We start from the raw sequence: 21,900 nt of genomic DNA on the forward strand, positions 1-21,900 counted from the left end.
GCGCTCAGCTCAGTGTCCGGGTGCCGCTTTTTAGTTGATTCAGCCAGTTCAGGCCCATGATTTTCTCTACCTCTGTTTCGGAAAATCCTTTGTTCCGAAGCCCCTCAATAATTGCCGGGAAGTCGCGATTGTCCTGAAACCACGTAAGCGGTTCAGGCCAGCCGGCGTTGTTTTTGTCGCCTTCGCCATAGTCCATTTGCTTCGACCATCGACCGTTACGCATCCACTCCAGCACAGAGCGGGGCTGACCTTGACACAAATCAGTTCCAATACCAATGTGGTCGATGCCCATAAGATCGGCGGTATCGGCCACCATGTTGCAGAAGCTCTCCAGCGTGCAGTCTGGCCCGTCTTTGAGGTGGAACGGGTAAACAGAGAATCCCAGCAGCCCGCCGCTTTCGGCTATGGCTTTTAGTACCCTGTCAGACTTGTTACGTTTCGCCGGATGAAAAGACGCAGGATTTGCGTGAGAAATAATCACCGGCCGGCCGGATAGCTCTATCGCGTCCAGCGTGGATCTTTCCGAGCTGTGCGACATGTCGATGATCATGCCGACCCGGTTCATCTCTTCAATCGCCTGTCGCCCGAACCGGGTGATGCCGGTGTCCTCGGATTCGTAACAGCCCGTCGCCAACAAGCTCTGGTTGTTGTAGGTCAGTTGCATGATCATCAGTCCGAGGCGGCGCATCACCGCAATCATGTCGATGTCGTCTTCAATGGGCGAGCAGTTCTGCGCGCCGAAAAACACTCCCACGCGGCCGCTTTCACGGGCGCGCTCAATGTCTGCTGCCTCATAGACCGGCATGATCAGATCGCTGTGTTGTTCAAAGCGCCGGTTCCAGTCGCCAAAGCGCGACAGGGTTTCACGGGTGTTCTCGTGGTACACCAGCGTAGCGTGTACGGCAGATACTCCACCGGCACGCATCTGCTCAAAAATCTCACGGGACCAGTTGGAATACTGAAGTCCATCAATAGTCAGCATGGAATTCTCCCTCACATCAGGCTCGCACGTAGCAGGTTTTAACAACGGTGTAGAACTCGCGGGCGTACTGGCCCTGTTCGCGGGGGCCAAAGCTGGAGTTTTTACGGCCGCCGAAAGGCACGTGGTAATCGGTGCCAGCAGTGGGCAGGTTTACCATCACACAGCCGGTTTGTGCCCGCGCTTTGAAATCGGATGCGAGCTTGAGGGAGTTGGTGATAATCCCGGCAGTCAGCCCGTACTGAGTATCGTTGAGAGTGGTCAGTGCGGTTTCGTAATCGGCAACCCGGATCACGCAGGCGATTGGGCCGAACACTTCATCACGGTTGATTGCCATGGTGTTCGTGGTGTCGGTGAACAACGCCGGTGCCATGTAATACCCGTCGGTTTCGGCTTCAACTAGAGAGCCACCGAAGGCAAGGGTAGCGCCGTCGGCTTTGGCGCGTTCAATCCACGCCATGTTGGAATCCAGTTGGCGCTTGTCAGCAATGGGGCCGATCTGTACGCCGGCCTCAAGCGCGTGGCCAACTTTGGCCTGCTCAAGCCGAGCCTTCAGTTTTGCAACGAACTCGTCATGGACGGCATCGGTTACGATCAGACGAGAAGATGCGGTGCACTTCTGCCCGCTACCGGAATAGGCACCGTTAAAGGCGGCTTCTACGGCGAGATCCAGATCGGCATCGTCGAGTACGATCAGGGCGTTCTTGGAGCCCATCTCAAGCTGGCATTTCACCAGATTGCCCACGGTGGCCGCGGCGACCCGACGGCCCACTTCAAGAGACCCGGTAAAGGTAATGGCTTGAATGTCCGGACTGTTGATCAGGGTTTCGCCGGTTTCACCACCAGAGCCCATCACCAGGTTGAAGGTGCCTGCGGGCAGATCCTGCTTGCTGATAATCTCGGCCAGTGCCCATGCGCTGGCGGGCACGAGGTTGGCGGGTTTGAATACTACTGCGTTACCGAAGGCCAGTGCCGGTGCAATCTTCCAGACGGCTGTGGCCATCGGGAAATTCCAGGGGCTGATCACGCCTACGACACCCAGCGGTTCACGCCGTATATCGATTTCTACTCCCGGCCGGACAGAGTCTGCACGCTCGTCAATCTGGCGCAGCACCTCCGCCGCGTAGTAGTGGAAAAATTGGCCGGAGCGATAGACTTCACCTTTGCCTTCCGCCAATGGCTTGCCTTCTTCGCGGGACAGCAATTCCCCCAGCTCGTCCTGACGCGCAATCAGCTGGTCGCCAATGGCCATCAGAATCTTGTAGCGTTGCTCAAGGCCGCTTTTGCTCCACTGTGCAAAACCCTTTTGTGCTGCGCTGATGGCGTCGTTGGTTTGCTGGGCGCTGGCTTGATCGAACTCGCCAATAACATCACTGAGGTCTGACGGATTAATGTTAGTGATGCTGGTGTCGCCGGTTACCCATTGGCCATTGATATAAAGCGGGTGAGAATTGGTCATGATTGTCTCCTTATTGCGATGCCTTCATGGTAACGAAGGTGGCATAATAAGAATAATCAATAATAAAGATTAAACGATAAACTATTCTTATATACTGGGGGCATAGTGTCAGACTTGAAAATCCAGCAGTTGCGGTACGTCATCACCGTTGTTGAAGAAGGCAGCTTTCACGGCGCTGCCAGACGACTGCACAGAACGCAGCCAGCACTTTCCATGGCGGTGCGTGAACTTGAGCAACGCCTTGGGCAGAACCTTTTTGAGCGGGGCTCGAAAAACAGGCTCACGCCTTTTGGCGAGTACTGCATACCCCGATTTCGTGATCTGGTTGGCCAGCACGACCGGATGGCGAAGGACGTGGTTAGTCACGCAGACGGCACCCAGGGGCATATACACATAGCCACGGTGCCCTCAGTTGCCAGCCGAATCATGCCGGCTTTGCTGGCAGAGTTCATTGGCCGCTACCCGGATATAAACATCAGCCTGCACGATGAAAACGCTCACTACGTATGCCAGATGGTGGCGCATGGGGAAGTTGATCTGGGGATTACCAGCATATGGCAGAGCGATGAAGATCTGGAGTATGCCCACCTGTTTGAGGATAAAATTGGTGTTGTATGCCGCCAGGATCATCCTCTCGCTTCCCTTGAAACATTGGGCTGGCAGAGTCTGCAGGGCGAAAAGCTGATACGCAACGGCACCTCCAGGCTGCTGATGAGCACTGCGGCGGCCGAACTGGTCGAAAACAGTGCCTTCTATATATCCAACATGATTTCATTGATTGCAATGCTGGAAGCCGGCGCCGGTATTACAACCCTGCCAAGGCTGGCCTTTCCGGAACACAACGCCAATCTGCGCTTTATTCCGCTGCACGATCCAGAGGTAGTGCGCCGGATAGGTTTGGTGAAAGCAGCCAACAGAACGCTCGCGCCAGCGGCGCAGGTGATGCAGGCGTTTTTGCTTGAGAAGTTGTTGCGGCAGAGTGATGGCTGACTTCGCCTACCGGCGCTCACATCTCGCAGTCGGTACCGTCCCAGGACTTAAAGCAACCGGTCTCGGATAATCTGAGCTCATCGATCTGTTTCCGCAGCCCTTGCATGGCCTCTTCGAGGGTCAGGTCCGCTGAGCCACCTCCCATGTCTGTTGCCACCCAGCCCGGGTGATAGATGCCCACAGCGATCCCTTCGCTTTCAAGACTCACTGCCAGGTTCCGCCCCAGATTAATGGCTGCTGCTTTGGATGCGCGGTAAATTAGCCGGTCACCGACCGGTGAGTTCTGTGATCCCATCTGGCTGGCAATGATGGCGATTTTCGAGGCCCCGCCAGCGTCCCGGCTGGCCCGCAAGTTCGGCAGCATCGCCTGAACCATCAGGAAAACACCGGTTACATTAACGGCAAAAGATTGCGCCCAGTCTTCCGGTGCGTACCCCGTCTCCAGATCGTCGGATTTATCCAGAGAAACGCCGGCATTGCAGACCAGAGTGGAGATTGGGCGCCCGTCGAGGCGTTTTGCGAATTGCTTGATGCTGGCGGGATCGGCGACATCGAGCGACTCCATGCCAGGGGAGTTTCGGGCGGTTTGAATGACTTCTTTACCTACGCTTAGCCACTCGCTGGCCAATGCGCTGCCTATGCCGCGGTTGGCGCCTGTGATGAGTATCGACATCCGAGAATCCTCCTTGCCCTCTGGAAAATCGGCGTAAGCTGCCGGAATGGGAGCCCGCTGTCATCGTTATCTTGATGCTTAATTACCTTTTAACTCTTAACTGGCTACTCTGTATTCATAAGAATCCATACGATGCTTGAGCGCATGGCCCATGACTCCCAGCGTCGCACAAACGGACCTGGAGTGCTCTATGAAGGCTGGCCAAAAGCGTAATGACTCTCTTTCTACCCCTGTTTTCAGCAACCTGCAGGGCGTTTGGCGTTCGCAAGGTTACGGTAAAATACTGCGGATAGAGAGCGACCGGTACACCCTTTTTGAAGAAACCACCATCAGTTGCCTGAAGCTTTACTCGGGCGCCCTTGCGGAACTAAGTCATTATTACGAAGATCTGGTAGTCTCGCCGGGTGGGCAGGCGTTCAGTGTCCATCGTGTCAGCGGTGTGGCGCGCGTCAGTTTTCGTCGCCTGAAAGCGTTACCCGCAAACGTCGCTGAAACCCGGAGACATGACCCGAAAGACCCGGAATACAACTTCGAAATCTTTTGGCGAATCTTCGCCGAGCAGTACGCCCTCTTTGAACTGAAAGGCGTGGCCTGGGATCAGGCGTACCATACCTATCACTCGCAGATTCACTCGGACAGCTCAAGAGAAACTCTGTTTGCCACCATGGCAGCCATGCTACGACCGTTGAAGGACGGCCATATCCGTCTGCATACACCTTGGGGCCACTACAGCGCCGGTGCTCAACCCGCACTTTACCGGCGGCTGACACGGGAATTGGAAGACGCCAACGATGACCGCGAACTCACCAGCTACCTGGGCGACCTGAAAGAATGGCTGCACGATGTCATCCATGAGGACTATCTCGCAAGTGGCGTTAGCCACGGCGGCAACCGTCTCGTGGAGTGGGGTCGTCTTAATGACGCCGTCGGTTACATGAATATCCGGGCCATGGCCGGCCAAAGTGGCAAGACCGGCGAGCCCGCGGCCGACCTGGCTGCCAGCGGAGGCGTGATGCAGAAGGTGCTGGCCGATGTTGGCGAGCTTCCTAACCTGGTTGTGGATCTCCGCAGTAACGGCGGGGGCTATGATGGCGTAGCGCTGCAGTTCGCTGCCTTCTTGATGGATCGCAAGCGGCTGGCGTTTACTAAATCCGCCCGTCATGGCACCGGCTTCACCGGCAAGCAGGCGGTCCATGTCGTCCCTGCCAGCGAGACCTACCGTGGCAACCTGTTTGTGCTGACCAGCGAGCTGACGGCCAGTGCCGCAGAAATTTTCGTGCTCTCGTTACTGCAACACCCGCGCCTCACACTGATTGGCGAGCCCACCCAGGGCATCCTTTCCGATACCCTTGAACGTCACCTGCCAAATGGTTGGCACCTGACTTTGTCCAACGAGATCTACCGGGCCTACGATGGTCAGCTTTACGAAGATGTTGGTATCCCTCCCCATATCCGCCTGCATTATCTTGGTCGAAAGGGCCGTGAGGAGGGCAGAGATCCGATGCTGGAGCGGGTACTTAAGCTGGTCAGGGGGTGACGGGCGAGCTTTTACTGACTTTATTGGAAGTGTAGAATGAGAAAAGCCCCTGAAATCAGGGGCTTTTTTGGGTTGGTTGGTGGAGACGGCGTCCACCTAATATGCTGTGTAACAATCTGAATATTAGCGGTTATTTGTTCTATAAAATTTGAATTACCCACTTAGTTACCCACATGTGGTTGATTGAGCTTTAGCTTGGCTAGTATGCTACATAATTCAAAATGCATGCTAAAGTTGGCCTAGCGTATAATAACGTTTGTGTGACGTACTTGGGTGCTCGACATTCGCTTAGTTATTCTATGGAGATTGGTTGTAGTCGAATTTGCGTGCAACTAGCTTTCGGGAGGCCTTGAACCCCTGTAAAGGCCCTGTCGATGAGCCAGTTTTTGGTAAAATCTAGTCCCTTGTTCTGCAGCCAACACATCTATGTCGCAAGTGCGATTGCAAAGACAGCTTCGTGCCGAACAAGAAACAACCGTGTTCCGGGCACTCTTCAATGCTGGGGCACTGAAAAAGCTTTTGCCAATAACTGTATTCGAATCTCCGTAACTGATCCTGCCAGAACAGAGGCCATATCCTGAAATTAGCTGGCCAGATGACACTGGGGCATTAACGCCCGTTCTTAGTATGCTGTGGTTCTTGCCTTGACCACATAAGTCACGGACAAAGCCACGCCATCAACAAAAGGTCAAAACAACGGAGGCGCCGCGTGTGACGCTATAACAGAAGGCTTTTTATATCCGACGTCTTGACTGGAAAAATGCCCAAACAAACCGCCGAAGACACATTCCGTGCATTGCTACGGTAAAGGCGTAGGAAATATCTGACAGAAATTAATCCTCAAGTAAACACGCAATACGGAGAGTGATTGATGGCGAAAATCTGATTAATCACTGCAATCATTTCAAAAAACCCTGTACGCCACCGTACCGACGCACCCACGGGGACGCAGTCTTGAACGACAGCGGCAACCCTTCAAGCGACCTCCTAGCCTCTTCATAGGTCGCGAAGCTACCATAAATGACCGAATACCAGGGCGCCTCGCGATACTCCGAACGAAAATAAGCCGCGTGACCCTTGAGTCCATGATCGTCGATATAGTTTCGCACCGCATTTTCAGAGCTTGCTGCCATCAATTGAATGGTGAAGTTAGAGCCGGGCTGGCTCCGTATCCAGGATTCTTGACGGTAGTTATTACTGTTTCCTGCAACAGCCACTCTTGCCCTCGACCCCAATAGAGGCTGGTCAGGTACCGGGCGTGATAATGGCGACGAAGCCGCTACCACCCACATGTCCATGCCACTGACAAAAGCGCCATCCTCAAGCACCTTCACCACCCTGAATCCGGTATCCTCCAGATCCAGACGACGAAGCTGCTCGGGAGAGACTCTCAGCCAATAATCCCCGGGGAGCACAGCGGGGACAATGTAAAAGCCGTCCCAGGTGCTCGTGGTTTGACCGACAACTTCAAGCCGGTCATCCAGAAGCTCCAGCTTCAAGCCCCCGATACCCTGCTCGGTATTACCATTCAGCAGGAAGACTGTACCGTCGATTTCGCTGGTCATTTGCACCGGAAATTCCAGCTCAACGACGTGTCCGGGGCGCGGTACCAGCCGCACTCCCGAACGCTGTGGCTGCCACTGCGGATCTATGAGTGTCGAGATGTCTACGCCGATATCGGCATACTGCTTAACTGGTAAGCGACCAAGGTGGGCAATACCCTCTGCGTTGGTTCGGGCCTGGCGCCTGCCCCCGTTGACCGTAAAACCGGCGTCCGGTATCGATTGCTCTCCCTTGTCCATAATGCCGTTATTGTTTTCGTCCAGGAACATCCGTGCCGAGACAGCGCCATAATTGGCCATCGGCCTGGCGTCGAACAACCAGTCAGACTGGCGCGGCTCACGCCCCATGCCCATAAAGAATTGGGCGCCAATCGCATAATCATCGTTACTCATATACCTGGCATTGACGCCCAACCCATAGCGGCCAAGACTCTTGGTGAAACCGGCACTATAGGTCGTTAACGGCGCCTCGTAAGTGTGCGCTACGCCTAGACTAAAACGGTAGCCGTCCATCAGGTATTTATCTGCTGTAAATGCCATCGAGGACACTTCGCTGTCCGGGTTGAGGGTATAGTTAATCTGACTTCGTAAGCTGAAATCGCGAATTCTGCGGCTGACCTGAAAACTGCCAAGGGTCTGCTCACTATCACCCAAAGACTGCCATTCAAGGGTATTGGTCAGGGCGGTGCGGTAAACATAGGCGGAGATTCGATTGCTGAGACGGATATTGTTAATGCCGGATTCCAGCTCATCCCGAGTCGCATAAATCGTTACCGGCAGGCGCGTGCGAGGTCCCAGGGGGATAGCGCCAGAGAGCCGCACCTCGTCTCGGGTTCGTACGGGGTCAGTAACGGCATTAAAAATCTCGCTCTTGAAATCATTCAGACGTGCGCGGCCAGCATCAATCGACAGCCCGCCCACCTTGGTTTGCAAATCCAGCTCAGTGAGGGAGCCTCCGTCCTCTGCCTGAATAAAATCGCCGCTGACACTCAGAGCTTGCCAGAAAGTACGTAGCCCCAGGCTTGTATACTGTTGCTCAGCTCCCTCCACTGGCGCTCTTACAAAACCAGCGCTAGCGGATAAATTGCGGGCAATGCCCAGATCAAACTGGGCGACGGAACGGGACTGATCATCCTCGTCACGTTGCTCAGTCAGGCTATATCGGAACTCGCCGGGCCGAGCCATTGATTGATCCAGCGAGAAGCTATACTGCTCAACTCGTGTCTGGCCCAGGGGACCATTAAATACCAACTGAAAATCGTTGCGCCCGTAACTTAGCGGCTGATCCTCAAAGCGGTATAGACCATCCTCCCGCGCCTGCTGAAAGTCCACCAAGGCATCGTTGTAATAGAGCTCCACGTCCCAACCTGGAGGCAAGTCGCCCTCGAACGTCTGACGGTCAAAGTTGGTTGGCTGGGTCAGAGGCCGATTACTCACGGTCACGCCCTCACCAGTAGTGCTACGGGAGATATTATCCACACTGGGAGCTGTCAGGCTGCCAAAGCTATACGAGCGGGCGGAAAGCGGGCCAAGCAGCCCGGCATCTGGGTCATGGCGCCCCAGAGTTACACGAACCTCCGGTGACGCCTCCTGTTTGCTGGCGCTGAAAAAAACAGAAGATTCCATGCCTAGCAAATCACCGGCGAGGAAAGCCGTATAGCGCGTATCCGTCCAGGTTTGCTCGTTATTTGCCCGTAACTCTGTGGCCAGAGTTTGATCGATAAACGGCATACTCAACAGAAGATAAGGGGACTTGTAATGAGGATAACCCGGATCTTCGTAACGGCCGCGACGCCCCGCCTGCCCACCAAAGTTTTCGCGCCTGAGGCGGGCTTGTAATGGCAGTTCTTCCAGCGCATATACCCGCAAGGATTGGCTGGAGCGGTTAATCTCAAGTTCCAGTGGCAACCAGAGCTCAAGCAACTCCTTTGCAACATAAAGATCATCAGGCTCCGACAGAACCAGTGCCGGATCAAATGCCTCGGTAACCCCCGCTCTGGTTACCCTGGCCTCGCTCAGGTTGAGGCTGAACCCACGATCCTCATTAAGAATAAAGCCACTGGCGGTTCCTTCCCGGGGCTGGGTCTGGATTGCGAGGGTCAGCAGCCGGGCCAGTTCCCCCAGAGGAAGCAGGATATGCTCACCCTTATCGTAGGCGGGAATGGCACCGGACAACACCGACTGATCCAGACGTACCTCAAGTAACAGCAGATCCAGCTCCAGGTCTTGCTTCTGGGCCTGTAGGAACTGGGGATAAGCGATCAGCGCGAGCATCAGCAATAGCGGAACTAACCGGCGATCAGCGACAGCGACAGCGATGATCATACTGGGGCGGGGATCAGGGTAACTGTAGCGATGCCTCACCCAACAACTTGCCGCTGTCCTTCGCCTGTTCCCGATAGGTGACTCGCAAGACACCATCGCGCAACTGAATACCATCTGACGGTTTCAGCGCAATGTTCGCCAGTCGTACCGGGTTCGGAGTATACACCGCAACACCATTGGCGCGCGCAACCACCTGCTCAGCACCGCCTCTCGGTGTAAAACTTACCGCCAGGTCGCCATAGACGGACTGATTTCCGCTACGTTCCAGGCGCAGTGCAAGAATGGGTGTTTTTTCAGCCGTCTGATGAAGCTCAAGGTTTGTCAGCGAAATATTCGCATTTGTCCTGCCATGACGGACAATGACCGGAATGGATGCGCCCACCAGCATCGTCAGCTTGACACCAATGCTATCCTCGGAAGCGCTCCGAGTTTCGATATCGTTCTGACCTTCCGGATCAGGCTGTTTACTGAACAGCAGGTGCGAGCGGTACTCACCGGTGGCCAGGTTGGCGGGCTTGCGGACCAAAATGCGAACCGTCTGTCCGGACCCGGGCGCAAGCGTGATCTGGCGGGGCGAGTAGCGCAGCAGGTCGTCGGCAAACTGCTCACCGGGCTGGGGTACATCAATGCTTGAAAATTTCCCGGTCTTACTCATGCGCCGGTTCACCAGCGAGATCCGGTAGGTCGCGCGCTCGGAGCCATTGTTGATCAGCTCGATTTGGGCCGCACGCTGATTACCTTCAAACACAATCCGGGTTGGATACAGCATCAATTCCGCCAATGCCGGACTCGCAGGCAGAAGCAGCAATATCCAGAGTCCGCACCGAAGAAAAAACAATCTGGCATTCGATTTTTCAGGATATCCGGATTGTCTGGTCAGGTGAATAAAGCTCATCGGAGAATCCTTTTTACATCGTTTGAAACGAATATTGATCTGTAACCACAGGGTCAGTTGTAATTTACGATTACCGTGAAGCTGCCAGAGTAGTCACCCGGGATCTGCCCGCTGCCCACACTAAGGGTTGCACCGACTGAGAGCGTCTGCGAGCCCCCTGCATCCAGTTGGCCGGCGGCTCCCGAGGGTGAACTGGTGAAGGCGTTAAGGACCATATCCACTCCCGGACCTGTCAGCTTCACGTAGTCGTTAGTCGGCAATTGGATCGTGTAGGTTGCATTGGGATCACCGCTCACCGTATATTGCGCCGCCGTACTCATACTGGAGGGAATCAGCATGACTCCGCCGCTGGCACTGCGGACGTCGCCGGTGCTGACGGTCACAGTACCGGCGCTACCGGCCACAAAGCTGCCGAATGACAATGCTCGGGTGTTCTGAATGGCAATACCCACAGCTCCGCAGGTTGAGGCCATGAGGGCGGCCAGAACAATGCCAGTGGTAATCGATACAGCATTGCACTTCATCAGGGAACTCCCCATGGAGTATCTAAGTTTTGAAAACCCGCGAAATGAATCCACTAATTATAAACTACAGTGACGCTAACACTGTTTTCATTCCATGAGCTGCTATCCATAGATTCCAACAGAATGTCACTCACCGGGTCGCCACGAAGCAGGCCGCTAAGGGCAGTGAGACCAAGACAATCGCCCAGGTTGATAGCCTTGCGAAGACAAGAAGCGTCCACGAGCGCCGAACGTGTTGATGCAGACTGGCTCAGATCATCGTCAAAGGCACCCAGCGGCCCTGTTCCGGGCAGTCGTATAATCACATCTCCCGTAACACTGCTGAAAAAGGGACTGGTTTGAGCGACTCCAACACCGACATCAACATAGGCGCCTGCTATAACGGTGGCACTGACCGGGCTGTATGCACTTGCCCCGCAGACACCGGTGCTAGCCAATGCAATAGCAGAAAGCACCACCAGGCGGGGAGCGGAATCCATGCACAATAGTTTCATGACACCGCTCCCTCCTCATCAGACTCTAGCGATTGTTTTCCCAGCCTGGCAGTTGGTTAGTTGTACTCAACGGTGACCGTTACGTCACCGGTGTATGTCCCGGCCGCCTGTGTAGCGCCTACGGTTAGCTCACCACCCAGGTAAATGGATTGTGCTCCAGCAGTAAGGGTACCGCTGGTCACTTCCCCGGTTGTTGCGCCGGCGCCCGTCAGATCGCTGATCCGAGTGAGAGCCATAGTTTCCACGCCTCCGACCGTTTCCGTTAGCACAGTGACGCCACCCCAGGCAATGCTATAGGTGGAACTGCCCTCACCGGTCACGTCAAATCTGGCGGCAGTTGGGGTTGTCCCGACGGTGGACAGAATGGCCCCGGTCGCTGTCCGGCTACCGTTAGTGGCAACAGTTACTGTCCCGCCAGCACCAGGTGCAAAACTGCCGAAGAGCAGATCCGCAGCCTTGGTAATTGCAATCGGTGCAATAACCGTCGCGGTACTGGTCGTGGTTGCGGAAGCGGCAAAACTGTGGGAAGCCCCGAACAAACCAACCACGACGGTTGAAGCCAAGGCCGCATGACGGAAATTTTTGTTGCGGAAAAGAGTAGATGCGTTCATGAGAATATCTCCTGTAAGCAGTGCCGAGGGTTCATTGCCCTTGGTGCTCGCTTGTAATAAATACCAGTCAGGAGGGATCCGATAACAGAACCCTGCAGCTACTGACACGAAGAACCCGAGTTCAGGAAACCACAGAGTGTATGCCGGCGGTCCCGCTGTCATAAGGTAAAATACCCGTTAGACCGGTGACTTTGCGTCTCCACCTTTCGGCGGATTTGCCTTTTCGTGCATTTTTGAGTATAGCGGGGCTTTATTGCCTGTCAATGCGATTACCCAAGCCCCCTAATAGAACAAATACCAATTATGATCAAAAGCCTCAGGGCATTGAATGAGTTTTATGGGTGGACTTGTACCATGGATGGTTGTGGTCCGTGTTCGTAGGGTAATTTCCCCATTTTCACCACCACTCTTTATTGGGGGAATGACCGACGCTCCTTGCCTTTCGGTGATTGCGAGCATAAAAAAAGCCCCTGAAATCAGGGGCTTTTTTTGGGTTGGTTGGTGGAGACGGCGGGAATTGAACCCGATGCTGTACCTATCTTTTGGCCCACTGAAAACCACAATGGCCCAGAAAACAGATGGTTACTAAAACAGCATTCCACAGAAAACCACTTAAAACCTCAAGCGCGTGGACACTTTGTTGACACATACTCTGGTTGGCTTTGGTTAATCTTGAGTATATACTCTGTATATACAAAATCGGTGAGGGGCATGATGTCGCTGAAATGTTCATCTGCAGTGAAGCAGAAACTGGCTGAAAAACACGGTGTCAGTCTGGAAGAGGTTCAGCAATGTTTTGCAAACCGTGAGGGTGGACTATTGGAAGACATCAGAGAGAATCACAAGACAGATCCGCCGACCCAATGGTTTATTGCTGAAACCGACTACGGTCGCCGCCTGAAGGTGGTTTTCATCCTCAAGGATGGCGACATATTGCTGAAAACCGCGTATTGCCCTAATCCAAAAGAAGAAGTCATTTATACCAAGTACGCATTTTAACTGAGAAGAGTCGCAGAGAAAGAACCAGAAGAACGAAAGCGGCGGGGAGCACGCAACATGGGAAAGAAAATAGTAGGTACCCCGGAAGCCTGGGAAGATGGTTCCCTTGGCCGGGAAGAAGAGTTCGTTCGGGTATCAAAAAATGTAGACGATGCCGCTCTGAATGAAGCGGCTGGATTGCAGCCTATTTCAATCCGCCTGCAGAAGTCGCTTATCGAAGACTTTAAGATGATAGCGGAAATCAACGGCATTGGTTATCAGCCTCTGATTCGCCAGGTGCTCAAGCGCTTTGCCGATTCAGAAAAGCGCCGCATCCTGCGTGAGAAATCGGTCGATATGCGAGCCTTGGATGACGATAACCACCATGATCCTGATAATGGCGAAGGAAAAAAGGCTTACGGTTAATCCCAGAAACATGATCGGGGAGCCTTATGTGCGGTCGCTATAACGTTATAGATGACCCAAAGGTTCAGTACCTGCTGGAAATTCTGGGCTTCCCGATCCGCGCTCAAACCCGCCTCAACATTGCGCCAGGTGCAAAAGGCCAGATCGTCTACGGAACCAACCCGGGCAGAACTCGGGAAGACACCATCTGGTCACTATTGATAGAGCCCAAACCAGACGGTACCGGCTAACGTCCCTCACCAAAGTACAGCACCTTCAATGCCTGATCGGGGAGCTTGGGAACCACTCCACTCTGGAAAATCGGTTTCACCCTCAACGGGCCATCATCCCAGCCAGTGGTTTCCAAGAATGGACTGGAGCGAAAGGGCATAAGCAATGCTACAAAATCCACCCTGTTAATAGCGCTATCGCCCTTTCTGGTCACTACGAGCTCTCGGACTTCCAGGGCGATATTGTTCCATCGTTTACCATCATTACCCTGCCCCACACCCGTGAACACATTGTTGACACCGTTCGTAACGGAATACGTCTGCCAAGATGGACTTCGTTTGAGTAGTATACGAACTATTCAATTACTGGTTTTTAGGGGTTAAGGAGTTGGCTTTGAGATTTACAGGGACCGTTCTTGCAGTGCTAGTAGCGAATATTCTCACTATTGCCTTGCTCACTGGGGCATATGTTTATCTTAGGTCTGACCACGGCCAGGAGCTCCTGTACGAACTTGGACTTCACACCGTTTATTTTAGTCTCGCTGCTTCGGCACATGATCCTGAGGTTGGAGGTAACTCCTCAAGCTCGCTTGTACAGCCCCGGACCTCAGATATGAAACCGATGAAGGTGGAGCCGCGTCGATCAAGTCAGCCACAGGTGTCTAGTTCTCCGTCCAGGGGAGCTAGCACGTCCAGTTCTGTACGTAAGAATCAATCCGCTATAAATTCAAGCCTGAATATGTGCCGATTCTGGAGAGCTGAGTACAAGAAAGATGAGTCTTCGCAGAGTAGGGCGCATCGCAATTCTGCCTGTAAGCGCTATGAACGGCTTTCAGGCCGAGACAGTAGCAACGTAGTTGCGTTGGTAAGTTCCCAAACGGCAAAGTCGGCCTATCAGGAATCGCCCCAGCTCGAAGAACGGGAAAGGCAAGAGAGACGTGAGGCTAAAGAAAAACGAGAACACGAGCTGTATTGTGATCGAGTACGAGATCGCATTGATCACTACGACTCTTTGCTCCGTGCAGGAGGAAAGGCACATTATGTGAATCGGTTGAGGGGAGAACGCAGGGAGATCAGCCTGGAATACTCTCGCAAATGCCTGCTCGGTCAGTAAGTGTGTAAGATATATCCCACGTTTTTCCCAAATGTTTTCTGGTGTTCTCACTTTGTTAGACCAGTAAGCTTTGCAGTGAGTCACCCGGTAAGGATCTAGCTGTCCGATCGACAATGGTTCTCAATTCTAGTATACTCCTCTTTATTCCTATTCAATGTGCGCCCAAATGACTGATTCTAAGCCAAAAATTATTGATTTATTTGCAGGCGTTGGTGGCCTAAGCTTGGGCGCAGCGCGTGCTGGATTTGATGTATGTCTTGCTGTCGAGAATGATACGCGTGCAATCCAAAGCCATGCAGTTAATTTCCCTAACTCAATACATTGGGAACAAGATATTAGCGATATAAATGGGCGTGATTTGTTAGCTAAAGCTGGTGTAAGTGGCATCGAAGGCCTTATAGGGGGGCCTCCGTGCCAGGGATTTAGCACTATGGGTCGACGTGACGAGAAGGATCCCAGGAACAAGCTGTATCGCCGCTTCTATGAACTTGTTCAGGATGTACAACCGGAGTTCTTTATTGCAGAAAACGTCCCTGGAATTTTAACCGATATCAACCGCCCCATCTTAGATAATGCGCTGACCCTAGTCCGAGATAGCTATGAGATTTTTGGGCCGATAAAAATCAATGCATCTGATCTCGGAGCTCCAACAACCAGAACTAGAGTTTTTGTTATTGGTGTTAAGATTAATAGCTCCAAACCATTAACGTTTTCAGATTTTAGCTTCACTAGTGATAGCTCTAAAGTTCTTGTGGGTGACGCTCTACTGGGGTTGCCGGAGCATGTGGATACCAATTGGCGCGACGATGATTTTGATGATTGGAGAAAACTTACCGCTCGTGGTGCCGATCTAGGCTTCTATTCTAATTTATATGGAAACGTTCCTGATGGCGTTGGTGACGTTAATGCAATTCACCGGCTTAACGATCATGATCTGGTCTCAGGTTGTGTAGGAACGCTCCATAAGCCTCATGTCGTTGAGCGCTTCTCGGCGGTTATTCCTGGAGGGAAGGATTCTGTTTCTAAAGCAACACGACTAGAGCCCAGCGGGTTTTGTCCTACCCTCAGGGCTGGGACAGGCAGTGATCGAGGGAGTTATCAAGCTGTTCGCCCCTTGCACCCTTACCAGCCGAGAGTCATAACTCCACGTGAAGCGGCTAGATTACAGGGTTTTCCGGACTGGTTTCAGTTCAATCCGACAAAATGGCATAGTTTTCGGCAAATAGGGAATAGTGTTTCTCCAATCGTTGCTGAGCGCCTACTGACAGCCATAGCGAAACGATTTTAAAATCCGGGAGCTGTTCGGGTGATATATGGCAAATGGGTTCTAAAGTCCAGATAGCGTTGAATTGATTCAACCTGCTTTGTTTCGCCTCCATCGGTGACTTTAAAGCCCAAGTCTTTAACAATTCTTTCCGAAGACCAGTCAAGCTCAGCTCTGGCATCTATAAAAAGTCTTTCTTTGTCGGATAAAGATGGTGTTTCTATACTGATGGCTCGTAATTGCCAGTCGCAAGTTGTGTAAGGAAGTCTCTCTATATTGCTCTCTTCTAAAAATTTCCGCCACTCATCTTCGTTGAAAATTACTCCGGCTATTGTAACCATTTTGTGTGGTCCGTCCTGATACGTAGTAATAAGGAACGGGAAAAATTCCAAAGTCGACCCTTGAAATGATTCGTTTGCGAAGTATTTGAAACACTGAGTAATTGTCTCATGGAACTTTTTTGCGCCATACATTGTTGGGTCATGGTCTAAATCGATATCCACTCCAAGACGTGACAATAATTTAGCTCGCCTATCCTTAGCTTTCTCTGGCAGCATCCGGTCTTCTCCAGGATCGTCGAGAGTGCCTGGATTCGCATTCAACGTAATTCTAAAAATATCACCACTTTGAAGTTTCGAGAGAACTTCCGACGCTTCCTCCATTTGTTTGCCAATGTTACTTGGCGACGTATAGTCTAACCATATTATGAAGGAATCGCAGTCTTCCGTATCTAAATCTCTGACGAAAATATTCGAGGGGCGATAGGAAAAATTAGCCTTATCGAACTCCCAGTTAAATCGCTGTCTATTAACAGTATCATTGTCGTTCTCTATTGCAATAAAATCCCTAACTTTTAGGACGTTGTAAATAGCTTTAAAGTCCTCAGCAAAAGGGCCCGGCATGCTGCAGTACGTAGCCTTTTTTATATTTATGTGATCCGAACATTTAAGCAGTGTGTGAAAGAAAAGCCTTCTGTCAATTCCCTTTCCAACACGTAATTGATAGGGTACAAATTGCCCACTCATTTGCGTGACTCCTTAAGTACAAAGTCAAAGCATGATTCACCGACTTTTGAGTGGTCTGATTCGGTTGTGTCGTATAGAAACTGCGAAACTTCTTGGATTTCTTCTTTTGTTTTAGAGAAGCGAATCCATTTCTTATTTTCCTTTCTCTCAGGTTTTGGCAAGTTAGGTATATATTTTTTTTCTTTTCCGTCAGAATTTCTAATCGTTTGCCATTTTTCTGAAGGTAGTGTTGATCGAATTTCCTCAATGCTTACCGATTCTGCACGTTTAAAGAATTTCTCTTCCTCTTGGTTCGATCCTTTCCAATTATTGGTATATGAACTAAATTCTTTCAAAGCCTCGGTCATATATTTTTTGACTTTCAAATAATTTGTGTCGCCCCAATCAATTCCGTGCTTTGTTGTCGTGAGCGGTAACTTTTTTGGATCATCAGAATGAAATGATACTATTCCAGTGATGTTTCGAAATTGCGGGTGATATTTAGGCGCGTTTCCTGCGCCTCCCCATCCAGTTCTTTCACTCCTGTCTTTGTACACCACTGCTCGCTCGTTGCATAAAATAGACCATCCGGCCTCTTCTCTGATTTCACCTTCTAGGGCATCATCGCCCTCTACTATCCCTTCCAAAGCTTCTTCTAGGTATTTCTTTTTCATCCTTGCCAAGAAACCTAGTGCAATATCAATTTTCAGTCCATCATCGCTAAAGCTATAGAGGTAAGCTCCAAGCCCACTGTCGTGCTTCCCTGTCACAGCGCCGCGATCAAATAGAAGGGTCAGAGGTTTTCTTACCACTAGTCGGTTATTAACATAAACCTCAAAACCTTTTTCCATTATAAGTGTAAATAATGCTGCTATTTTTTCTGATATATCTTTTTCGAAATTGCTATGTCTGCTGTCAAATTGTCCTGATATTTGATGGTGCAAGCTCCGAACGGTGATAGTCGTTCCATTTTGATCGGTTGCACTAAGGCTTTCTAGTTCTAAATCCCACGTATTGTCGTTCTCCATCCATTCCGGTTCGATTTTTACACTGATTCGATCGTTCTCATTTTGTGTTTCGATAGTGGCAGATCTACCCATTTTAAAGATCGCCCGCTTCATTCCGATACCATAAGCACCAATCGTTCCTAAATGTTCCTCGACGCTATCCTTAGGCCGTCCTAACTTAAAAGCTTGATTCTGTGCTCTATTTCTTTCTATTCCGCCGCAATTATCTTCTATTCTGAATTGACTGCGATCAAAGTTAATTTTCGCAAAATATCCAGCATAGGGTTTGCTCTCATCGAGTTGGCGTTCACCTTTTTTCTTATTCTGTCTAATCACTCCGTCAAGGCAGTTGTCAAGAAGGTCTAAAATGGCGTCGTCTAATGATATGTCTCGAGTTAACATATCTACAAAAAAAGACTTTGTCGGTGCAGCCTGGACTTTCAAATCTAGTGCTAGCTGATCATCGTTATTCGCCATAGTTTCATCCTGATTAAACGTATTAGTCTATTTTTTAAAACCCTGCGGAGGCTTAAATAGATTTTCCAATAGTCTTCAAGTTAATTAGCTTTGCGTCAAACCTCCTGAGGTTGGAATCATTTTGTGTCACTCAAGATTTATTTTCCGCCTGAAACCGCCACCACACACTACGACGGTCAGCCCTTTTGTTTTTGTTGTTCCCCTCGTCGGTCTCCGTACCAGGAACTGGCGATTGTCGCCGCCAAGCTGAAACCTATCCTGTTTTCAGGCTGTTTTCCTTCCGTGCTTTTTCGATCTCTGGGCTGATTTGACCGGCATCCGGAATGGTTTTTCCCGTTGTCAGCCAATAAGCAAATTGAGGAAAGGCCTCGTTGAAGGCTTCTATATCATCCTCGTTAACTCTTCGTCTCTTTCCTCTTACCGCATTCCACTTCTCGCGATCAATGCCTGTCAGCCGTTCCATTTCACGGGATGTCACTTCAGCACTATTAAAAAAAGCAATTAATCGTTCACGTATCATAGCAATATATAATTTGTAGATAGTACCAGTTACCAGGTACCATTTGTACATAGTGACAATCAATATGTGTCACGCATTGGGTATAAATAGTGTAGCAGAGTGCAAAACAGTGGACGAGCAAAAACAAATCATCTTGCTAGCAACTCCGGTCATGACCCAGGAGCGCTACTCCCAACTGACCGGACTCACGGAAGGGCAGGTTCGGGGCCAGGTCGAAAAAGGCCATCTGCCATCTCTAAAGATCGGCCGTATTCGCATGGTCAACATTGCCGCCCTGTCTCAGCAGGCAATGGATAAGGAGGACTGGCAATGAAGCGTCTTAATAAAGCGGGTGAAGCCGTGAAGCAGTTTGTTGAGCTTCGCACTAACGGCGGCGTTCATATTCCAGGTGTTTGGTTCTTTGATGGTGCGAAGCTGGTCGCTTCCGCCGATCGTCTCGGGCCAGCTCGAATGGTTGCTCCTGGAACCGTCGCTGTGAGTGCTTCAGGCCGTCAGTGGATGGCGGTTGGTGGTGATCGCATAAATGGTGCCGCCGGCTGGTCCTTCGTCTCTCCGTATGTTGAACAGCGCCAGGTGAACGGCGATGCCGTCCGCTTCAACGACAACGCAAAGTCTTTGAAGATCCGCTCCAAACTGGATGCTTATCTGGACTACTTCCAAAGCGTTAAAGGAATACTCCCGGATTCGGTTGTACTTCGTCGTGAACAACTGTCCGCCTGTGGTGCATTGCCAGGACAAGTCTATAAAGGTGTCCGGCTGGAGGCCTACGTATGACACCGGCCCTACGCGAACTCAAGCGCCACCAGATCCGCACCCTGTTCAACCTGTCCATTAAATGGCTGGACGCTGGCGACAGAGATACCGCCTTCGAATGCCTGATCAAGATTCAGGGCATGATGGCCGCCTTCCACGACCTGGACGCCAACCTCTACGCCTACGCCAAACTCGCAGAAACGGCCTTTAGCACCTACGCGCAGACTAAGGCCATCAGCCCCTTCATGCACACCGCCTGCATGGAGGCTCGGATCCAATGAACCACAACAATCCAGGTTTTGCCTTCCAGAGCCCACGTCTGTCCTCTGCGCTCACCCCTGACGCTCTGGAAGGCTTTTTTAACACCCTCCTGCACCGGCTAAGCCACCTGCAGGACGTGCGCACCGACTACCCGTGCGACTACATGGCCCGGTGCAAATCCGCCTTTACCGACGCCCTGATTCACGAACTGGAAGCCAGCGGCCACCACAGCCCCGCCTTTGACCGTCTCATCCAACTGAGAGACGCCTGGGGTTGTGGCCGCCTGGACCTTCCCAACGTCACGGAGCACAACCCATGAGCCACATACCCCCGAGACAAGAACAGATCGAAGACAAAGAACGCCGCTTCTACGTCGCCGCGCCCAGCTCCTGCTACCTCCAGTTGCAACAGGAAGCCATCCAGCGAGGCACAGATCTCTGGACCCTCGGCGGTTCCGTCCTGCGCTCCTGGCTTGAGGCCGGCTGCCCGAGCTTTGGCACTCAGGCCCAACCCCCTGAAAAGCCCCTGAGTCCGCCCCCGTCATCGTCACCACTCGCGCACGAAAAGGGGGCCGGGCAGTGACCGATACAAGGCTGGCGCGCAGCGCCAGGGCCAAAGGCCCCCTGGCCTTGTGGCGGGCTCTGGCTGGTCCACAGTGCGCACAAAGAGTGGTGAGGATGTCGGGGGAGGACGCCCGCCCCTTGATTCCGAACCATGAGCACAGGAGGCAAGCGGAGCGCGGCAGGCGACAAGGATCGTTACCCGTAAGGGTGTCCACCTTAGTGGACAGGAGCAAAGCGAGTAGAGCCTGCCCCAAAGGGGTCGCATCGCTATGACCGAATACCTCATAGGCCTGCTTATAGGAATAGGGCTCTTCTTGCTTCTCAGAGCATTTTACGACGATTAACACCCCGGCCTAGCCGGACAACACAACCAAGCAACGCAACACCCAAAACCAGAGGACATACGCAATGGAAAACTACCTCAACCTCATGATCATCGGCGCCACCCGCTACGACATCGACGGCAACCGGGGTGGCTCTCTGTGGGCCTATTCCCCGGCAGAAGCCAGTGACGACAACCGGGTTGGCAACGAAGTCATGAAAATCGCCTGCGACTGGAAACACATTGATCAGCTTCGCAACCACGCCGACCGCCTACCGGCCATGTTCACCGTCAAAGCCCAAATGAAAGCCGGGCAGGGCGGCAAGATCACCTTCAAAGCCCTGGACATGAAACCCCAGGACGTCACCAAGAAACCAACAGCTTAACCAGAAGGGGAGACTGACTGGTGAGCAAAGCAATCCTGTGTAACGGCGACTGGACACTCACAGCTTCCGGCTGGGACTGCACCGGCGCCATTATCCAGGTGGTGTACACGATCCCGGTCGAGTACACCGCGGCAATGATCGCCGAAGCCCTCTTCCAGGGTTTCAGCGTGACCTTGCCACTCATGGCGGTCGCATGGGGCGGACGCCAACTCCTGAAAATGCTGAGGTAATACCTATGAATGCAATCAAGTTCCAGGCGGCCCAAGCCCGCAAGTACATCAAGCCAGCTTCGAAGTTTGCAGCTGTACCCATGACCTTCCTGGGCGCCTCCGCCGCCAACGCCGCCGACTGGTCCACCGTCACCGGCGGTCTCGATTTCTCCGGTGAAATCACCGGCGTGATCGCCGTGGTGGGTGTCCTGGCCGGCTTCTACGTCGTCCGCAAGGGTGCCCGACTCCTGCTGAGCATGATCAAGTAGGAGCGGAACCAATGGCAGAGCTCTGGGACTGGACATTCTTCATGATGGGGGTCGCGCTGTGCGTCTACTTGTTCAAGGATGTCTGATCC

At 52.2% G+C, this 21,900-nt stretch carries 26 protein-coding genes and 1 riboswitch; of the genes, 15 read left to right on the forward strand and 11 right to left on the reverse strand.

The features are described from left to right. Positions 1-4 precede the first annotated feature (4 nt). Entirely contained in the window at positions 5-982 is a 978-nt protein-coding gene (locus ACN0V1_RS13055) for a dipeptidase (protein WP_417545407.1), read from the reverse strand. 16 nt (positions 983-998) lie between these two features. After that, the gene (locus tag ACN0V1_RS13060) at positions 999-2,438 is read right to left on the reverse strand and encodes an aldehyde dehydrogenase family protein (RefSeq protein WP_417545408.1); all 1,440 of its coding nucleotides are present in this window, start codon (positions 2,436-2,438) and stop codon (positions 999-1,001) included. 102 nt (positions 2,439-2,540) lie between these two features. Between ACN0V1_RS13060 and ACN0V1_RS13065 the strand changes: the two genes are divergently transcribed. Then, entirely contained in the window at positions 2,541-3,428 is an 888-nt protein-coding gene (locus ACN0V1_RS13065) for a LysR family transcriptional regulator (protein ID WP_417545437.1), read from the forward strand. 16 nt (positions 3,429-3,444) lie between these two features. Here the strand turns inward: ACN0V1_RS13065 and ACN0V1_RS13070 are convergent, their stop codons facing one another. Next, on the reverse strand, positions 3,445-4,101 hold the full coding sequence (locus ACN0V1_RS13070; protein ID WP_417545409.1) for an SDR family NAD(P)-dependent oxidoreductase: 657 nt from the start codon (positions 4,099-4,101) through the stop codon (positions 3,445-3,447). A 190-nt stretch (positions 4,102-4,291) separates the two neighbouring features. Here ACN0V1_RS13070 and ACN0V1_RS13075 point away from each other — a divergent pair, with 190 nt between their 5' ends. Further along, entirely contained in the window at positions 4,292-5,638 is a 1,347-nt protein-coding gene (locus ACN0V1_RS13075) for a S41 family peptidase (RefSeq protein ID WP_417545410.1), read from the forward strand. Positions 5,639-6,537: 899 nt separating this feature from the next. On the opposite strand, the gene ACN0V1_RS13080 is transcribed toward ACN0V1_RS13075, so the two are convergent. The 5 genes from ACN0V1_RS13080 to ACN0V1_RS13100 are packed head-to-tail and all read right to left on the reverse strand — an operon-like array spanning position 6,538 to position 12,049. Next, positions 6,538-9,525 carry an SPOR domain-containing protein gene (locus ACN0V1_RS13080; RefSeq protein ID WP_417545411.1) on the reverse strand — a complete coding sequence of 996 codons (2,988 nt, stop codon included), beginning with the start codon at positions 9,523-9,525 and terminating at the stop codon, positions 6,538-6,540. A 13-nt stretch (positions 9,526-9,538) separates the two neighbouring features. Beyond that, positions 9,539-10,420 carry a molecular chaperone gene (locus tag ACN0V1_RS13085; protein WP_417545412.1) on the reverse strand — a complete coding sequence of 294 codons (882 nt, stop codon included), beginning with the start codon at positions 10,418-10,420 and terminating at the stop codon, positions 9,539-9,541. Between the two features lie 53 nt (positions 10,421-10,473). Continuing rightward, entirely contained in the window at positions 10,474-10,944 is a 471-nt protein-coding gene (locus ACN0V1_RS13090) for a DUF4402 domain-containing protein (protein ID WP_417545413.1), read from the reverse strand. Between the two features lie 53 nt (positions 10,945-10,997). Next, on the reverse strand, positions 10,998-11,438 hold the full coding sequence (locus tag ACN0V1_RS13095; protein ID WP_417545414.1) for a hypothetical protein: 441 nt from the start codon (positions 11,436-11,438) through the stop codon (positions 10,998-11,000). Between the two features lie 56 nt (positions 11,439-11,494). Continuing rightward, positions 11,495-12,049: a DUF4402 domain-containing protein gene (locus ACN0V1_RS13100; RefSeq protein WP_417545415.1), complete on the reverse strand. Its 555-nt coding sequence runs from the start codon at positions 12,047-12,049 to the stop codon at positions 11,495-11,497. A gap of 142 nt (positions 12,050-12,191) precedes the next feature. Continuing rightward, a riboswitch (cyclic di-GMP riboswitch) is annotated at positions 12,192-12,279 on the reverse strand. A gap of 481 nt (positions 12,280-12,760) precedes the next feature. Between ACN0V1_RS13100 and ACN0V1_RS13105 the strand changes: the two genes are divergently transcribed. The 5 genes from ACN0V1_RS13105 to ACN0V1_RS13125 all read left to right on the forward strand — a co-directional run bounded on the left by ACN0V1_RS13105 (position 12,761) and on the right by ACN0V1_RS13125 (position 16,064). Then, on the forward strand, positions 12,761-13,048 hold the full coding sequence (locus ACN0V1_RS13105) for an ADP-ribosyl-(dinitrogen reductase) hydrolase (RefSeq protein WP_417545416.1): 288 nt from the start codon (positions 12,761-12,763) through the stop codon (positions 13,046-13,048). A gap of 57 nt (positions 13,049-13,105) precedes the next feature. Beyond that, the gene (locus tag ACN0V1_RS13110) at positions 13,106-13,453 is read left to right on the forward strand and encodes a hypothetical protein (RefSeq protein WP_417545417.1); all 348 of its coding nucleotides are present in this window, start codon (positions 13,106-13,108) and stop codon (positions 13,451-13,453) included. A gap of 26 nt (positions 13,454-13,479) precedes the next feature. Continuing rightward, a complete protein-coding gene (locus ACN0V1_RS13115) occupies positions 13,480-13,683 on the forward strand; it encodes a hypothetical protein (RefSeq protein ID WP_417545418.1) in 204 nt (67 codons plus the stop codon). A gap of 95 nt (positions 13,684-13,778) precedes the next feature. Further along, complete coding sequence (locus ACN0V1_RS13120; protein ID WP_417545438.1) at positions 13,779-14,009, forward strand: hypothetical protein; 231 nt, start codon at positions 13,779-13,781, stop codon at positions 14,007-14,009. A 933-nt stretch (positions 14,010-14,942) separates the two neighbouring features. After that, positions 14,943-16,064 carry a DNA cytosine methyltransferase gene (locus ACN0V1_RS13125; protein WP_417545419.1) on the forward strand — a complete coding sequence of 374 codons (1,122 nt, stop codon included), beginning with the start codon at positions 14,943-14,945 and terminating at the stop codon, positions 16,062-16,064. Here the strand turns inward: ACN0V1_RS13125 and ACN0V1_RS13130 are convergent. The 3 genes from ACN0V1_RS13130 to ACN0V1_RS13140 all read right to left on the reverse strand — a co-directional run bounded on the left by ACN0V1_RS13130 (position 16,061) and on the right by ACN0V1_RS13140 (position 19,099). Beyond that, positions 16,061-17,065 (reverse strand): O-methyltransferase, encoded by a 1,005-nt coding sequence (locus ACN0V1_RS13130; protein ID WP_417545420.1) that lies wholly within the window; start codon positions 17,063-17,065, stop codon positions 16,061-16,063. The genes ACN0V1_RS13125 and ACN0V1_RS13130 overlap by 4 nt on opposite strands. Next, on the reverse strand, positions 17,062-18,528 hold the full coding sequence (locus ACN0V1_RS13135) for an ATP-binding protein (RefSeq protein WP_417545421.1): 1,467 nt from the start codon (positions 18,526-18,528) through the stop codon (positions 17,062-17,064). The genes ACN0V1_RS13130 and ACN0V1_RS13135 overlap by 4 nt, the downstream gene beginning before the upstream one ends. Positions 18,529-18,781: 253 nt before the next feature. After that, positions 18,782-19,099, reverse strand: a complete 318-nt coding sequence (locus tag ACN0V1_RS13140; protein ID WP_417545422.1) for a DNA-binding protein — start codon at positions 19,097-19,099, stop codon at positions 18,782-18,784. 58 nt (positions 19,100-19,157) lie between these two features. On the opposite strand from ACN0V1_RS13140, the gene ACN0V1_RS13145 reads away from it, so the two are divergent. The 8 genes from ACN0V1_RS13145 to ACN0V1_RS13180 all read left to right on the forward strand — a co-directional run bounded on the left by ACN0V1_RS13145 (position 19,158) and on the right by ACN0V1_RS13180 (position 21,811). Continuing rightward, positions 19,158-19,361, forward strand: a complete 204-nt coding sequence (locus tag ACN0V1_RS13145; RefSeq protein ID WP_417543030.1) for a hypothetical protein — start codon at positions 19,158-19,160, stop codon at positions 19,359-19,361. Next, positions 19,358-19,822, forward strand: coding sequence for a hypothetical protein (locus ACN0V1_RS13150; RefSeq protein ID WP_417545423.1), 465 nt, complete (start codon positions 19,358-19,360; stop codon positions 19,820-19,822). Before ACN0V1_RS13145 ends, ACN0V1_RS13150 begins: the two co-directional genes overlap by 4 nt. Continuing rightward, complete coding sequence (locus tag ACN0V1_RS13155; protein WP_417545424.1) at positions 19,819-20,082, forward strand: hypothetical protein; 264 nt, start codon at positions 19,819-19,821, stop codon at positions 20,080-20,082. The genes ACN0V1_RS13150 and ACN0V1_RS13155 overlap by 4 nt, the downstream gene beginning before the upstream one ends. Continuing rightward, entirely contained in the window at positions 20,079-20,381 is a 303-nt protein-coding gene (locus tag ACN0V1_RS13160; protein ID WP_417545425.1) for a hypothetical protein, read from the forward strand. The genes ACN0V1_RS13155 and ACN0V1_RS13160 overlap by 4 nt, the downstream gene beginning before the upstream one ends. After that, positions 20,378-20,644, forward strand: a complete 267-nt coding sequence (locus ACN0V1_RS13165) for a hypothetical protein (protein WP_417545426.1) — start codon at positions 20,378-20,380, stop codon at positions 20,642-20,644. Before ACN0V1_RS13160 ends, ACN0V1_RS13165 begins: the two co-directional genes overlap by 4 nt. 389 nt (positions 20,645-21,033) lie before the next feature. Then, positions 21,034-21,333: a hypothetical protein gene (locus tag ACN0V1_RS13170; RefSeq protein WP_417545427.1), complete on the forward strand. Its 300-nt coding sequence runs from the start codon at positions 21,034-21,036 to the stop codon at positions 21,331-21,333. 20 nt (positions 21,334-21,353) lie between these two features. Next, positions 21,354-21,563, forward strand: coding sequence for a hypothetical protein (locus tag ACN0V1_RS13175; protein ID WP_417545428.1), 210 nt, complete (start codon positions 21,354-21,356; stop codon positions 21,561-21,563). A gap of 5 nt (positions 21,564-21,568) precedes the next feature. Then, positions 21,569-21,811 carry a hypothetical protein gene (locus tag ACN0V1_RS13180; RefSeq protein WP_417545429.1) on the forward strand — a complete coding sequence of 81 codons (243 nt, stop codon included), beginning with the start codon at positions 21,569-21,571 and terminating at the stop codon, positions 21,809-21,811. Positions 21,812-21,900: the final 89 nt, after the last annotated feature.

Source organism: Marinobacter sp., assembly GCF_048266785.1.
Lineage (GTDB): Bacteria > Pseudomonadota > Gammaproteobacteria > Pseudomonadales > Oleiphilaceae > Marinobacter.

Excerpts from the sequence above, each read along its gene's own strand:
- ACN0V1_RS13055 (WP_417545407.1), bottom strand. The coding sequence starts at position 982 with ATGCTGACTATTGATGGACTTCAGTATTCCAACTGGTCCCGTGAGATT.
- ACN0V1_RS13060 (WP_417545408.1), bottom strand. The coding sequence starts at position 2,438 with ATGACCAATTCTCACCCGCTTTATATCAATGGCCAATGGGTAACCGGC.
- ACN0V1_RS13070 (WP_417545409.1), bottom strand. The coding sequence starts at position 4,101 with ATGTCGATACTCATCACAGGCGCCAACCGCGGCATAGGCAGCGCATTG.
- ACN0V1_RS13075 (WP_417545410.1), top strand. The coding sequence starts at position 4,292 with ATGAAGGCTGGCCAAAAGCGTAATGACTCTCTTTCTACCCCTGTTTTC.
- ACN0V1_RS13080 (WP_417545411.1), bottom strand. The coding sequence starts at position 9,525 with ATGATCATCGCTGTCGCTGTCGCTGATCGCCGGTTAGTTCCGCTATTG.
- ACN0V1_RS13085 (WP_417545412.1), bottom strand. The coding sequence starts at position 10,420 with ATGAGCTTTATTCACCTGACCAGACAATCCGGATATCCTGAAAAATCG.
- ACN0V1_RS13090 (WP_417545413.1), bottom strand. The coding sequence starts at position 10,944 with ATGAAGTGCAATGCTGTATCGATTACCACTGGCATTGTTCTGGCCGCC.
- ACN0V1_RS13095 (WP_417545414.1), bottom strand. The coding sequence starts at position 11,438 with ATGAAACTATTGTGCATGGATTCCGCTCCCCGCCTGGTGGTGCTTTCT.
- ACN0V1_RS13100 (WP_417545415.1), bottom strand. The coding sequence starts at position 12,049 with ATGAACGCATCTACTCTTTTCCGCAACAAAAATTTCCGTCATGCGGCC.
- ACN0V1_RS13105 (WP_417545416.1), top strand. The coding sequence starts at position 12,761 with ATGATGTCGCTGAAATGTTCATCTGCAGTGAAGCAGAAACTGGCTGAA.
- ACN0V1_RS13110 (WP_417545417.1), top strand. The coding sequence starts at position 13,106 with ATGGGAAAGAAAATAGTAGGTACCCCGGAAGCCTGGGAAGATGGTTCC.
- ACN0V1_RS13115 (WP_417545418.1), top strand. The coding sequence starts at position 13,480 with ATGTGCGGTCGCTATAACGTTATAGATGACCCAAAGGTTCAGTACCTG.
- ACN0V1_RS13125 (WP_417545419.1), top strand. The coding sequence starts at position 14,943 with ATGACTGATTCTAAGCCAAAAATTATTGATTTATTTGCAGGCGTTGGT.
- ACN0V1_RS13130 (WP_417545420.1), bottom strand. The coding sequence starts at position 17,065 with ATGAGTGGGCAATTTGTACCCTATCAATTACGTGTTGGAAAGGGAATT.
- ACN0V1_RS13135 (WP_417545421.1), bottom strand. The coding sequence starts at position 18,528 with ATGGCGAATAACGATGATCAGCTAGCACTAGATTTGAAAGTCCAGGCT.
- ACN0V1_RS13140 (WP_417545422.1), bottom strand. The coding sequence starts at position 19,099 with ATGTACAAATGGTACCTGGTAACTGGTACTATCTACAAATTATATATT.
- ACN0V1_RS13150 (WP_417545423.1), top strand. The coding sequence starts at position 19,358 with ATGAAGCGTCTTAATAAAGCGGGTGAAGCCGTGAAGCAGTTTGTTGAG.
- ACN0V1_RS13155 (WP_417545424.1), top strand. The coding sequence starts at position 19,819 with ATGACACCGGCCCTACGCGAACTCAAGCGCCACCAGATCCGCACCCTG.
- ACN0V1_RS13160 (WP_417545425.1), top strand. The coding sequence starts at position 20,079 with ATGAACCACAACAATCCAGGTTTTGCCTTCCAGAGCCCACGTCTGTCC.
- ACN0V1_RS13165 (WP_417545426.1), top strand. The coding sequence starts at position 20,378 with ATGAGCCACATACCCCCGAGACAAGAACAGATCGAAGACAAAGAACGC.
- ACN0V1_RS13170 (WP_417545427.1), top strand. The coding sequence starts at position 21,034 with ATGGAAAACTACCTCAACCTCATGATCATCGGCGCCACCCGCTACGAC.
- ACN0V1_RS13180 (WP_417545429.1), top strand. The coding sequence starts at position 21,569 with ATGAATGCAATCAAGTTCCAGGCGGCCCAAGCCCGCAAGTACATCAAG.